The sequence below is a fragment of the Anaerolineae bacterium genome, assembly GCA_013178015.1.
Classification (GTDB): Bacteria; Chloroflexota; Anaerolineae; order DRVO01; family DRVO01; genus Ch71.
In genome coordinates, this window is sequence record JABLXR010000011.1 from 43,528 (window position 1) to 57,070 (window position 13,543).

Here is a 13,543-nt window from a genome sequence, read left to right on the forward strand (position 1 = left end):
CACGAGACACTCATTCCCCTCTGTAACCTGTAACCTGTTCCCTATAACCTATCCCCTATAACCTGTTCCCTATGTCCTATCTCCTGCTGCACCGGTGTGGGGAGTTGGCCCGTCGGGCCCGGGCTGCCTGGGCCGAGCTGGCCAGTTGCCGGCTCTGTCCTCGTGCTTGCGGCGTGAACCGGTTGCAGGGTGAGCGAGGCGCCTGCGGCGTAGGGGCCGAGCCCGTGGTGGCCTCTTGGAACGTCCACCATGGCGAGGAACCTCCCATCAGCGGCACTCGGGGCTCCGGCACTATCTTCTTCTCGGGCTGCAGCGGGCGCTGCCTATTCTGCCAGAACTACCCCATCAGCCAGTTGGGCGTGGGCCGCCCGGTCACCGTGCAGCGACTGGCAGGCATGATGCTGGAGCTGCAGCGGCGCGGCTGTCATAACATCAACTTCGTCACCCCTACCCACTTCGTCCCTGCTATCCTGCGGGCCACGGACGTAGCCGCCCGGGCTGGCCTTAACATCCCGCTGGTGTACAACAGCAGTGGGTTCGAATCGCTCGAGACCCTGGCCCTCCTCGAGGGCGTGATAGACGTCTACCTGCCGGACGCCAAGTACGCCTCCGATGCCGTGGCCCTCGAGGTCTCCGGCTTCCCTGGCTACGTGGCCGCCAACCGTGCCGCCCTGAAGGAGATGGCCCGCCAAGTGGGCCCGGCGCTGGTGCTGGGGCCCGGCGGGCTGGCGGAACGGGGCATGATAGTGCGCCACCTGGTGCTGCCGGGAGACCTGGCCGGGACAGCCGAGGTGCTGAGGTGGCTGGCCCGGGAGATATCGCCCCAGGTCCCGGTGAGCCTGATGTCGCAGTACTTCCCCGCCCACCGGGCCTTGCAGCACCCGCTATTGGGCCGCAAGCTCACTGAGGGCGAACTGGAGCAAGCCCTCGCCTGCTTCGAGGCCGCCGGCCTCGCCGAGGGCTGGCTACAGGAGCCCTTCGAGGACGGCGATCACCAGGCTGTCTCCGGCTGGGAAAGGGCAAGGCACAGCGCGGCATAGCCGGCCGCCCCGCGCACCAAATCGTCAACGGCGATGCTCTCATTCACCGTGTGCACCAGCGTCTCCTCTCCCGGGCCGTAGCCGATGGTGGGGATGCCCGCCTGCACCAGGTGGCCGCCGTCGGTGGAGAAGCGCCAGAGCCCTACCTTCGGTTCTTCTCCCGTGAGGCGCGCCAGGGCTGATCGAGCGGCGCGGAGTTCGGGTGCATCCGCTGGCAGAATGAAAGCAGGGAACGCGTTGAGCACCACCTTCTCCCAACCGGTGTACGTGGCTGTGAGGTGCCTCTCGATCTCCACCTTACCCGAGCACCCGTCGGTGGCTGATTGGTCCAGCAGGCTCTGGAACCGGGCCACAATGTCTTCCGGCTTCTCCCCAGGCAGGGTACGGTAGTCCAGCCGGAGCACTAGACGCCCCGGGATGACGTTGCTGCTGGTCTGGTCGCCGCTGCAAAGCGTGGGCGCCACGCTTGCCCCCCCTAGGTCCGGGTCAGTGGGCAGCTCCAGCTGGCGGAGCCGCTGGACGAAGCCGGCCAAGGTGTAGTGCGGGTTGGCGCCGCGCTCCGGGGCGCTAGCGTGCACCGAGCGGCCCTGCACGGTGACTACTAGCTCCAACCGTCCCCGGTGGCCTCGGCGCAGCTCCAGGCCGCTCGCTTCGCCCACTATGGCGCAGTCGGCATTGGCTCCGCCTTGAAGCAGGAACTGCGTCCCCAACCCGCCCGTCTCTTCCTGCACCACAGCCGTCACCACGACATCGCCCTCAGGCTGCAAGCCCGCCCGGCCCAGGAGGGCCACGCAGTAGACCTGGGCAGCAAGGGGCCCCTTCATGTCGGCCGCCCCGCGCCCATGTAGGCGGCCATCCACCAGCTCGGCGGCGTAGGGCGGATGGGCCCAGGCAGAGAGTGGCCCTGGATCCACGGTGTCCATGTGCCCATTGAGCAGTACCGTTCGACCTCCGCCCGATCCCCGCAGCCGGCCGATGACGTTTCCGGCCTCGTCGCGCCGGACTTCGTCGTATCCTAGGGCCCGCATCTCCGTCTCCACCAGGCCTGCTACTTCCTCCTCTTGCCCGGAGAGGCTCGGAGTCTGCACTAGACGTCGGGCGAACGACACCAGACCATCGGCCTCGACCTCGGCCGCCCTCAGCAGTCTGTCCATCGCACCTCCCTTACACGAGCCCATTCTAGGCAAGGGTCTCGGCCTCGCCAACCGTGCCCTCGGAGTTCGGGGGCCGCTGTTGGGGCACTCTGTACGCCCAGGACTGAGCGTGGCCGCGCCGCGACGATCAGCCGGCGCTTTGCCTGCCTGTGACCCCTCTCCTATAATGCGTGCGGCGTTCGGCGGCCGCTCGGCCGCAGCGCCCCAGCCACCAGCGCGGCTGTTGCCGCTTCACTCTGACATTCGGTGCATACCCCAAGGAGGTCTTGGAGAACGATGGCTGATAAGAAGTGGGTGTATCTCTTTGAGGAAGGTAACGCTTCCATGCGCAACCTCCTCGGCGGAAAGGGCGCAGGTCTGGCCGAGATGGCCAGCATCGGGCTCCCGGTTCCTCCCGGCTTTACCATCACCACTGAAGCCTGCAACGCTTACACAGAACTGGGCGGCGAGTTCCCAGAGGGGATGTGGGAGCAAGTCCTGGAAGGCCTGAGGACGATCGAAGAGAAGACGGGCAAGCGGTTTGGGGACCCGAGCAACCCTCTCCTGGTCTCGGTGCGCAGTGGCGCCCGGGTTTCCATGCCGGGGATGATGGATACGGTCCTGAACCTGGGCCTGAATGACGAGACCCTCAAGGGCATCGCCCAGGCCACCGGTAACGAGCGCTTCGCTTATGACGCTTACCGACGTCTGATCCAAATGTTCTCCCGCATCGTGCGCCGTTTGGACCCTGAGCCCTTCGAAGAGATCCTGACGGAGTACAAGGAGAAGACCGAGGGCAAGCTCGACACCGATCTCACCACCGACATGTTGAAGGAGATCGTTCAGCGCTTCAAGAACCATTACAAAGAACAGCTCGGCGAGGACTTTCCCACCGATCCCTACGAGCAACTGCGTCAGGCCATCGCCGCCGTCTTCGAATCGTGGATGGGTCGGCGTGCGGTGGACTACCGCAACTTCCACAAGCTGCCCCATAACTGGGGAACCGCCGTGAATGTGCAGACTATGGTCTTCGGCAATATGGGCGAGGATTCTGGTACCGGAGTCGCGTTCACCCGGGACCCGGCGACTGGCGCCAGGCAGCTGTACGGCGAGTATCTGCAGAACGCCCAGGGCGAGGACGTGGTGGCGGGCATCCGCACGCCGAAGAAGATTTCCCAGCTGGCGCAGGACATGCCAGCCATCTACGACCAGTTCGCCGAGATAGCCGAGAGGATCGAGAAGCACTACCGCGACATGCAGGACATGGAGTTCACCATCGAGCGCGGTACGCTCTACATGCTCCAGACCCGTACGGGCAAGCGCACCGCCGCGGCGGCGGTCAAGATCGCGGTGGACATGGTGCACGAGGGCCTCATCAGCAAGGAAGAGGCCATTCTGCGGGTGGAGCCGGAACAGGTCAACCAGCTGCTCCTGCCCAGCTTCGATATGGTGGCCAAGGAGGCCGCCGCCGCCGAGAACAGGCTTCTCGCTCGCGGCCTCAACGCCTCGCCGGGCGCCGCTGTCGGCGCGGTGGCCCTGGACGCCGACACCGCCGAGGAGTGGGGGCTATCGGGTAGACCCACCATTCTGGTTCGCCCTGAGACTTCCCCCGACGACGTGCACGGCATGCTGCGCTCGAAGGGCATCCTCACTCAGCACGGCGGAGCCACCAGCCATGCGGCAGTGGTAGCCCGGGGGCTGGGCCTGCCCTGCGTGGCCGGCTGCGAAGCCATCCGCATCAACATGAGCGATCGCTCCTTCACTGCCAATGGACAGGTGATCCGTGAAGGCGAGGTCATCTCCATAGATGGCACCTCCGGAGAGGTCTTCAAGGGCGAGATCGCCATGATCGAGACCAAGTACGAGGACCAGCACCAGCTGGTGGAGTTGCTCAGCTGGGCTGACGAGCTCAGGCGCCTGGGCGTCCGCGCCAATGCAGACTACCCCCGGGACGCCACCCGCGCCCGCGAGTTCGGCGCCGAGGGCATCGGCCTCTGCCGCACCGAGCACATGTTCTTCGAGGAAGAGCGCCTGCCCATCGTGCAGAAGATGATACTCGCCGAGGCCGACGATGAGCGGCAGCAATACCTGGACCAATTGCTGCCCTTCCAGCGAGGCGATTTCGAGGGCATCTTCCGGGCCATGGACGGTCTACCGGTCATCATCCGGCTCATTGACCCGCCCCTGCATGAGTTCCTGCCGTCGTACGAAGACCTGCTGGTCGAGGTCACCCGCATGGAGTGTGAGGGTGCCGACGTGGCGGCCATCCGCGAGAAGCGCGAGCTCCTCAGCGCCGTGGCTGCCATGCGCGAGGCCAACCCCATGCTGGGCCTGCGTGGCTGCCGCCTGGGCCTGGTCGTCCCGGGCATTATCGAGATGCAAACCCGGGCCGTTTTGGAAGCGGCCGCGAACGTCACCAAGGAAGGCGTCGAGGCTCACGTCGAGATCATGATACCGCTGATCAGCCACGTGAATGAGCTCAGCGAGACCCGCTCCCGGCTAGAGAAGGTGGCCAAGCAGGTGACCGAGGAGCAGGGCGCCGAGGTGGACTACATGTTCGGCACCATGATCGAGATACCGCGGGCCTGCCTCACGGCCGATCAGATCGCCGAGTACGCCGAGTTCTTCTCCTTCGGCACTAACGACCTAACCCAGACCACTTTCGGCATCAGCCGCGACGACGCCGAAGGCAAGTTCCTCCTCCAGTACGTCGAAGACAAGATCCTGCCCGAGAACCCCTTCCAGGTCCTGGACCGGGAGGGCGTGGGGCAGCTGGTCAGGATGGGTACCGAGCGAGGGCGTCAGACCCGGCCCGATCTGGAAGTGGGCATCTGCGGCGAGCACGGTGGCGACCCTTCGTCCATCGAGTTCTGCCACCAGGTGGGTCTGGACTACGTGTCCTGCTCTCCCTTCCGGGTGCCCATCGCCCGCCTGGCGGCCGCTCAGGCCTCGGTCAGGGAGACGGTCAAGGCCTTCAAGGACGTCTGATCTCGCCGCGCCACCGCAAGGTTCGCCACGGCATGGACTTACGGGGCCCGCTAACCAGCGGGCCCTCGTGCTTCCTATATTTGGTACAGGAGCAGCGACTGTGGACCTGATCGTGCACCAGACGTGGATGCAGTTCCTGCGCGAGGGCGAGTGGGCCCTTCGGCTTTTCTTCGCTCTGCTGCTGGGCGGCGCCATCGGTCTCGAGCGCGAGCGCAAGGACCTTCCGGCCGGCCTGCGCACGTTCATGCTCGTCTCGCTGGGCTCCTGCCTCTTCACCATCCTGAGCTTCGCCGCCTTCCCCGGCTCGGAGACGTCCCGGGTGGCAGCCCAGGTGGTCGTCGGCATCAGCTTCATTGGCGCCGGCACGGTGCTCAGGATTGGCGGGGAGGCATCGCGAGAGGTAAAAGGACTGACCACCGCCGCCGGGCTCTGGGCGACAGCGGCCATCGGAATGGCAGTGGCGGTGGGCTACTACTGGCTGGCGGTGGCGGCCACCATCTTGGCTTACACTACACTGGCGCTGCTCAAGCGCCTGGAGCAGCGGCTCCTGTGACCTGTTGTCGTCGCCCCCTAGTCTCCTAGGGAGGGGCGAATCGCTGACTGCTCGTGAGGAGACCGCGAGGCCTCCAGTCTAGCTGGCTGTGTGCCAGCGCTCCTAGCCAGGACCACCATACCTACTTCCACCTGGGTTCATCGGATGCAGCGGCTTCTTCGGACAGGCCTCTGCCACGCCTAAGTCGCCTTCCCACAACTCGCATGGGTCGCCGGGACCGCTCTCCGGTGCTACAATCCGGCCATCGGCCCGCCACCCAGAGGAGGCCGCAGATGGCGCAGACTTCGGTGGAATCCGCAGCTTCGTCCGCAACACCCGATCCAGCGGTGGCCCGCAGCCTCTCCATCCTGGACCGTCTCTTCGCCGCCTGCCAGCCGCGCGACTTCGCTCTTCGGCTCTGGACTGGAGAGGTCAGCCCACCCGATCAGGGCATAGAGCCCCGCTTCACCATCGTGATCAATCGCGAGGGAGCCCTGCGGCGCATGTTCTGGCCCCCTGACGACCTGGCCCTGGGGGAAGCCTTCATAGACGGCGAATTCGACATCGAGGGGGACATCATCGCCGCCATCGGGCTGGGCGACATGCTGCTCCAACCGGAGCGCAGCCTCACCGACTGGCTATCCCTGGCCCGCGACGTGCTGGCACTGCCAGGCCAGCCGCCCGCCGCCATCCCCGGTCGGCAACGGGCCCGGATGCGCGGCCGCGTGCATTCCCAGGAGCGCGATCGCGCCGCCATCCAGTACCACTACGACGTGGGTAACGACTTCTACTCCCTCTGGTTGGACTCCCGCCTGGTCTACTCGTGCGGCTACTTCCGCACCGGGGCCGAGTCCATCGACGAGGCCCAGGAAGCCAAGCTCGACATCATCTGCCGGAAGCTCGGCCTCCGCCCCGGCGAGAGGCTCCTCGACATCGGTTGCGGCTGGGGCGGCCTGGTCACCTACGCTGCGGAGAAGTACGGAGTGCAGGCCCTGGGCATCACCCTTAGCCAGCGCCAGTACGAGCTCGGCAACGAACGCATCCGTGCCGCCGGTCTGGCAGACCGTGCCTGGGTCGAATTGCGGGACTATCGCGACGTGACCGAGGGGCCCTTCGACAAGATCGCGAGCGTCGGCATGTTCGAGCATGTCGGCCGTGCCCGGCTGCGCCAGTACTTCGAGAACGCCTACCGCCTACTTAAGCCTCAGGGCCTTCTCCTCAATCACGGGATCGCCACCCAGGGCAAGCCCGGGAAAGCGTCCTTGCCCTCCCGCCTGCTCCGGCGCAAGACCTTCTCCGAGCGGTACATCTTCCCCGATGGCGAACTCGTGCACATCAACGAGGCACTGGCTTTCGCCGAGGAGGCCGGCTTCGAGGTGCGGGACGTGGAGAGCTGGCGCGAGCACTACGCCCTCACCCTGCGCCACTGGCTGTCCAGGCTGGAGGCCCAGGCCGAGGCAGCCTGCCGCATAGCCGGCGAGCGCACCTACCGCACCTGGCGGCTCTTCCTGGCCGGCTCGGCCCACGGCTTCGACCGCGCCACCACCAACGTGTACCAGACCCTCCTGGTGAAACCGGCCGCGGACGGCACCAGCGCCATGCCCCGGACTCGGGAGGCCTGGTACCGGTAGCTGCGGCGCGCGCCAGGGCCGGCCACACCCCTGTGCTCCAGGCACTTCCGGAGGACGAAAAGGCGGCCTGCGGCGGTTGGCGTAGCGAGGTCCGGACGCTCCCCGGCCTTACGCCTCGTCTGATGCCTCGGCCTGGCCGACGGCGGGTCCTGGCGCCTCCGCGGCCGGCTCCGACTGCTCCTCCGTCTCGGCTGCCTCTTCCTGCTCCGGAGCCTCAATCGGCTCTTCTGGGCGCTCTCGGTAAGCACGTATCTCGTACACGCGCGCGGAGGGAGCTCCATTGGTGGCCGTCACGGTGAGGCGAAGCCTGGACGCATACACCGGAGGGAACTCGTGCCGACGCAGGCGATGGTGGTTGTTCGTCTCTCGCACGATGACCTCCCACTCCCCCTTGTCGTTCAGGTAGGAGATGGTGTAGTCCCGCACGCATTCGGGCACAGGCCCGAAAGACACTAGCTTGTCCAGATCGGTATCGAAGGTGAGATACACCGTATCCACCTCCAGCCGGCCGGGCAGCTCGAGCTCTACGCTCTGGGGAAGACGGGCGCTCGGATCGCTGATCCACAGCTCCGGCCCTCGCTCCGGCCGGGTCCCGCCACTAACCACATTGCTCCCTCGATAGGGATAGGACTTGGGGATGAGGCGGAACGTGTGACAGCCCTGGCGCGGCAACCACAGCTTGCGGAACTCCATGCGCTCCGCCCGCAGGGCCCCTGGAATGGACTCGTCCGCCAGCCCCCACGTCACTCGGCGGGATTCGTCGAGCTTGATCCAGTAGACGCCGCCCGGCTCCACCGTAGCCTCGAAGGGGAAGGTAACCCATACCCGTCGCTTGGGCGGAAGGGTAGCCACGGCCACGGCGATGGGATCGGTGGAGGAGAAGTCGGTCAGGTGCTCAGCCCGGTACAGGCTAGCCCGAATCTCTACGTCCTCCTTGGCGTCAGACTCCAGCCATACCGAGACCCGTTCCAGATAGGGCTCGGAGACAGTGAACATCTGGGCCCGATCCGAATCGAGCGTCAGCATACGGTCGAAATGGGTCATCTCCAGGGGCCCGTAGTGCGAGGTCTCGGTCACGGTTGCTCCCCGCAACAGATCGCCCTCGTCTCGGTTGCGTACCCCCGGGATGTAGCAGCCGTCTTTGAGCAGTATCTGCTGCAGCTCCTGGATGTGGGTGGTGGCGATGTCTCGGGGGAAACACTCGTACTGGGCGCAGAGCCAGGCGGCTGTCCCCACCGCTTGCCCCTCTACGGCGCAGGTGCCCATCACCCGGGCGGAGGCGAAGGCCAAGTGAGTGGCGCTGATGTTGCGCCCTGCCAGGAAGAGGTTGGGCACGTCCTTAGAATACAGGCAGCGCAAGGGGATGGCATAGGGCCCAGGTGGGTAGATCTGGATGCAGGCCATCTCCCGCGCCTTGAGCCCATCCGCCGGGTGGGTGTCCATGGGCCAGCCGCCGTACGCCACCGCGTCGGGGAACTGAGGCCGCTCCTCGATGTCCATCTGGCTCAGCACGTAATCGCCCAGGAAGCGGCGAGACTCGCGCTTCCCCACGACGCTTCCCACCCAGTCAAGCTCCAAGTTGTCTGCCTTGTGGGAGCCGTGGTTCTTGATGTGGTCCCAGATGCCGTACACCATCTTGAGCAGCTCGTCGCGAATGAGCTCATTGTCGCCGATGGTATCCTGCTTGCCGCCCCACTCGATCCACCAGTAGCCGGCGGCGATGTGGCTGTGCTCCCGATAGGGGATGTCTTCCTCCTTCGGGTAATCGTGAGCCCAGGGAGGCGGAGTAAACTTCACCGGATGCCCCACGTCACGGGCACTGAACATGAGGCTGCTCCCCAGCACCTCCTCGTCACTCCGCAAAGGTGCCAGCGATTCGCGCCTGTCGCGCGGCTGATCCATCTTGCCCTCTCGGCCGTAGCGGAATTCCGCGCCCGCCTGGGCCGCGATGGACCCGTCCCCGCTGGCGTCCACGAAGGTGTGGGCGTGGAGCAAGTACTCCCGCTCGGTGCTAGTCTGCAGACAGCGAACGGAGCGAATGGTGCTCGCATCCGGGTCCATCACCGGCTCTACGGCCCGGGTGTTCAGGAAGAGTACCAGGTTGGGCTCGCGCGTCACCCACTCGGCCAGGAGCCAGTCCCAGTTAGGGCGCGGCTCGCCGTTGACCGGGTACGGGGTGGAGGAGCGAAAGCGGTCCTCGATGAGCAACTCGTCTACGATTCCCGTTTCTCGAGCAAAGGGGTTGCGCCCTCCCGCCGAGGCCCCGGTAACGCTCACCCGGACTTCATTGGAGGAATTGCCCCCCAGAACTGGGCGGTCTTGGATCAGGGCGGTGTAGGCTCCGTGGCGGGCTGCTGCCACGGCGGCACACACCCCCGCCAGGCCCCCACCGATGACGATGACGTCGAATGTCTCTTCCACCACTTCTCTCGGCATTCCCACTTCCTTCACGTGACCAAAGACTCAGGCGACAGGCGAGAGAACACACAGGCAACCGGGATGCAACCGCTGAGCGATACGGACGCGCAGAACGCTCACAGGCACCCGTCGCCTTCGAGCTGATCGCTGTGGCTGCCAGCGGGCCAACGCCTCATCCTCTTCGGGCCGCCCCAGTCTTCCACAAGCGCCGTCTCGCTGGCACAGTCCGCCTGCTGCCGGCCGCATGTGCCCGCGGAGCGGTGCCCTGACCATCCAGCGCTCACCTTCGTTCGCCGACTAGGTCCTGCACGACGGCCCAGCTGTCGCTGCTCAGGCCAGCCAACTGCGCCACTCTCTTGGCCCAGCTCAAGTTTCCCACCCCTGTATTGCAGTGGGCATCGCTTCCCAGAGTGAAGCGGGCCCCGCCCTCCGCCACCGCGGCGACTACCCGCGCGTACAGCTCGGCCACCTGCATGGGGTGGAACTGCGGCCACCACCACCAGAACCCGTTATTGATCTCGAAGGCCGTCCCGTGCTCCGCCAAGTTCGCGCCCAACTCCCGCAGGGCAGTCTCCGGTAGGTCCTCTAGCGTGATATCCAGCCCGAAGCAACCCAGGGCGAAAGGGTGCGCCAGCCCGTCCACCAGCTCGTTCCCGGCCAGGCGCTCGTACAAGCGCAAGACGCTCGCCAGCTGACGGGCTCGTCCTGGCAATACCGAGGTCGCCACGCCGGCGGTGATGGAGCCGACGTCAACCAGGGACAGTTCCACCCCCTCGAGGTCCTGGGGAGAAGCGGAGAGCGTACCCTCCACGTCGGTGGCGGTCGCCTCCACGGCCATTACTACCGTCAGGCCGGCCCAGGAGCGCACCTGCCGCATCTCTTCCAGCCGCTGGCGCAGCCTGCCCCGATCGCCGAAGCGAGGGTGACTCTCAGGGAAGAGATGGTCGGCAATGGCCACCGCGTCGAGGCCGGCCGCCTCGGCGGCGCGCACGTTGTCTTCCAAGCTGCCGCGCCCATCGGAGTAGCCGGTGTGAGTGTGCAGATCGGAGTTGTCGGCGCGGATCAATGCAGCGCCACCTCCATCACGGTATGTGAGTGGGCAGGGAAGACGTACACGCCCTGCCCCAGACTTGCCTGCACTTCGCGGGCCGACACGACCTCGGGGCACTCGAACGTGTTGACGGCGTGGACGTCCGGCCCGTTCAATTCCCACGCTCGAACGTCACCAAGGGCGGCACCCTTTACCTGCACCGGTTCCTCGATGTCCTCGGTCTGGTGCCTGTTCACCACGCTGAGATACAGCTTACGGCCGTCCTCGCTGAGGCTCGCGGCCACATCGAGGTAGGGGCAGGCTACCGCGCCTGCCCGTTCCTCGGGAACACAGTCGCCCTCTGCCTCCACCTGCACGGCCAGGGGGCCCGAATGGTGTCGCAGCAGAACCAGTGGGTAGTAGATGCTCTGGAGCAGAATGCTCTCCGGCGTGGTGAGGATGGGAGCGATAACGTTCACCATCTGGGCCAGGTTGGCCATAGTCACCGTACGGCACTCCCGCTGGAAGAGGTGCACAAAGGTAGCCACACAGAGAGCGTCGGAGAGGTCGTACACCTCGCGGAGCTTGTCGGCCGCGGCGAAACGCTCGTTCCCCCGGGCCCGGTACCACACGTTCCACTCGTCCACAGCGATCTTCACCGGGGCCTGGGCGGCGTCCTCCACCTCGTAGACCTGTCGGATGGAAGCTTTGGTCCGCTCCAGGATCTCCTCCATGGCGGAGACGGCGCAGACGTTGCGGTAGTAGTCCGGGCTGCCCACGTAGCAGTGTACTGAGAGGTACTCGGCCTGGCCGCGCATCCTCTCCAGCACGGGCAGGTCCCACTCCTCCCGGCCCAGGCCGCAGGCGACTAGGCGCACGTTGGGGTCGGTCCAGCGCATGACCTTGGCCATCTCCAGGGCCTTCTTGGCGTAGTCCTCGGCGTCAAGGTGTCCGATCTGCCAGGAGCCGTACACCTCGTTGCCCAGGCCCCAGTAGGGCACATTGAAGGGGACGGAGTTGCCATGCCGGCGGCGCCGGTTGGCGTAGTGAGTGTTGGTCCAACCGTTGCAGTACTCCACCCAGCCAGCCGCCTCCTCGATGGTGCCGCTACCGGCGTTGGCGCAGATGTAGGGCTGAGTGTTGAGGCGGCGGCAAAAGCCCAGGAACTCGTCGGTGCCGAAGCGGTTGCTTTCCTCCTCGAACCAGGCCAGGTCGAACCGACGGGGACGCTTGTCCCGAGGACCTACACCATCCTGCCAGTGGTAGCCGGAGACGAAGTTGCCCCCGGGCCAGCGCAGGACGGGAGGGGCCAACCGCTGGCAAGCCTTGAGGACGTCCTTGCGGTAGCCCTCGGCGTCGCTCAAGGGCGAGCCCTCGTCGAAGATGCCACCGTAGATGCAGCGACCGAGATGCTCGATGAACATCCCGTAGATGTTTGGCTCGATGCGGCCGATCACCACCTCGGGACGGATAGCGATCATATGTCCCCCTCCCGGCGCAAGCCGCCCGATGATACACCGCGCGGCAAGGCGCGGCAAAGGCCCAAAGCGCATGGTGCGTCGATTGGCCTGATGCTGCGCAGATCAACGCTGATCAGACACAACGAAGAGACGATCTGCGGCAATCAGTGCCTCATCAGCGTCATCAGCGTTCCATCCGATTTCCATCGGTTCTCCACATTCTTGCGCTATCCTCAGGCCATAGCGATGGGAGAGCGACTAGCTCCCTCGATAGAAGGAGATACAGATGAGAAAGGCATTAGCAGTGCTAGCAGTGGCGTCCGTCCTGGCTCTGGCCCTGGGTGGGGTTCTGGCGGTGGAGGCCCAAGGGCCCGGAACCTACGGCTACGGCCGCGGCATGATGGGCGGACGGGGCGTGTGGGGAAACGGGGTCGCTCCGGCCGGCACCGGCGTCCTGCACGACGTAATGGTCGAGAGCATGGCCGAGGTTCTGGGCATGGAAGTGGCGGACTTCGAGGCCGCCCAGGCCGAAGGCCAGACCTTCTGGCAGATAGCTCTAGCGCAGGGCGTGGCTCCGGAGGACATCCCCGCCCTCATGCAGCAGGCTCGCGACATGGCCCTGGAGAAGGCAGTCGCTGAGGGGCTGATCACCCAGGCGCAGGCCGACTGGATGGCCGGGCGCGGCGCCGGCCCCTGGGGTGGGCATGGGTTCGGCCGCTACGGTGGCATGTGCCCCTTCGCCGGCGAGGACGGCCTACCCTACGGCGGCCGCTGGAGCCGGCCCAGCACCAGCTAGGCGAAAGTCGGCACCAACCGATTGGGCTCCCAGGGCCGCTTCCCTGGGAGCCCAATCGTCCGCCCACTGGCTCTGCGGGGCCCACACGCCCGGCTAAGGCAGATTGTATAGTCTAGGGCTGTGATATAGTATTTAGGCATTAGGTCTGCCTAGAGTATAGCCAAAGAGGAGAAAGCATGATGTGGTGGCACGGGATGCCTTGGGGAGGCATGGGTTGGTTAGGAGGTCTGATCATGATGTTCGGTGGATTGCTCTTCATCGTTCTGTTAGCAGCACTGGTGATCTGGCTGGTAAGCGCGGGCCGTCAGACCGGCAGCTCCACCCGGGATCGGGATGCCGCGGCAGGGCGGCCATCCCCGCTCGACATCGTGCGAGAGCGATACGCCCGAGGCGAGATTAGCCGCGAGGAGTACGAGCGCCTGAGGGACGACCTGAAGACCTGAGCGCATCAACCGAGGGCTCATCCCGCCCGGATGAGCCCTCCAGCTCGACCGGCAGGAACACGCCGAATGGGG

At 65.8% G+C, this 13,543-nt stretch carries 10 protein-coding genes; 6 read left to right on the forward strand and 4 right to left on the reverse strand.

From position 1 onward, the window contains the following. Positions 1 to 71 precede the first annotated feature (71 nt). Complete coding sequence (locus HPY83_05720; GenBank protein ID NPV07450.1) at positions 72 to 1,040, forward strand: radical SAM protein; 969 nt, start codon at positions 72 to 74, stop codon at positions 1,038 to 1,040. Here HPY83_05720 and HPY83_05725 read toward each other — a convergent pair. After that, the gene (locus HPY83_05725) at positions 992 to 2,194 is read right to left on the reverse strand and encodes a M20/M25/M40 family metallo-hydrolase (protein NPV07451.1); all 1,203 of its coding nucleotides are present in this window, start codon (positions 2,192 to 2,194) and stop codon (positions 992 to 994) included. The two genes, HPY83_05720 and HPY83_05725, sit on opposite strands and share 49 nt — an antisense overlap. A gap of 276 nt (positions 2,195 to 2,470) precedes the next feature. On the opposite strand from HPY83_05725, the gene HPY83_05730 reads away from it, so the two are divergent. From HPY83_05730 to HPY83_05740, 3 genes are all read left to right on the forward strand, one after another. After that, positions 2,471 to 5,161 carry a pyruvate, phosphate dikinase gene (locus tag HPY83_05730; GenBank protein NPV07452.1) on the forward strand — a complete coding sequence of 897 codons (2,691 nt, stop codon included), beginning with the start codon at positions 2,471 to 2,473 and terminating at the stop codon, positions 5,159 to 5,161. Positions 5,162 to 5,288: 127 nt separating this feature from the next. Next, positions 5,289 to 5,714, forward strand: coding sequence for an MgtC/SapB family protein (locus HPY83_05735; GenBank protein ID NPV07453.1), 426 nt, complete (start codon positions 5,289 to 5,291; stop codon positions 5,712 to 5,714). A 272-nt stretch (positions 5,715 to 5,986) separates the two neighbouring features. Next, the gene (locus tag HPY83_05740; GenBank protein ID NPV07454.1) at positions 5,987 to 7,324 is read left to right on the forward strand and encodes a class I SAM-dependent methyltransferase; all 1,338 of its coding nucleotides are present in this window, start codon (positions 5,987 to 5,989) and stop codon (positions 7,322 to 7,324) included. Between the two features lie 108 nt (positions 7,325 to 7,432). Here HPY83_05740 and HPY83_05745 read toward each other — a convergent pair whose 3' ends face one another. The 3 genes from HPY83_05745 to HPY83_05755 all read right to left on the reverse strand — a co-directional run bounded on the left by HPY83_05745 (position 7,433) and on the right by HPY83_05755 (position 12,253). Continuing rightward, positions 7,433 to 9,760 carry an FAD-dependent oxidoreductase gene (locus HPY83_05745; protein ID NPV07455.1) on the reverse strand — a complete coding sequence of 776 codons (2,328 nt, stop codon included), beginning with the start codon at positions 9,758 to 9,760 and terminating at the stop codon, positions 7,433 to 7,435. A 262-nt stretch (positions 9,761 to 10,022) separates the two neighbouring features. Beyond that, on the reverse strand, positions 10,023 to 10,808 hold the full coding sequence (locus tag HPY83_05750) for a PHP domain-containing protein (protein NPV07456.1): 786 nt from the start codon (positions 10,806 to 10,808) through the stop codon (positions 10,023 to 10,025). Continuing rightward, positions 10,805 to 12,253, reverse strand: coding sequence for an alpha-N-arabinofuranosidase (locus tag HPY83_05755; protein NPV07457.1), 1,449 nt, complete (start codon positions 12,251 to 12,253; stop codon positions 10,805 to 10,807). Before HPY83_05755 ends, HPY83_05750 begins: the two co-directional genes overlap by 4 nt. Positions 12,254 to 12,518: 265 nt before the next feature. Here HPY83_05755 and HPY83_05760 point away from each other — a divergent pair, with 265 nt between their 5' ends. Further along, entirely contained in the window at positions 12,519 to 13,028 is a 510-nt protein-coding gene (locus HPY83_05760) for a hypothetical protein (GenBank protein ID NPV07458.1), read from the forward strand. A 179-nt stretch (positions 13,029 to 13,207) separates the two neighbouring features. Beyond that, on the forward strand, positions 13,208 to 13,471 hold the full coding sequence (locus tag HPY83_05765; GenBank protein ID NPV07459.1) for a hypothetical protein: 264 nt from the start codon (positions 13,208 to 13,210) through the stop codon (positions 13,469 to 13,471). Positions 13,472 to 13,543: the final 72 nt, after the last annotated feature.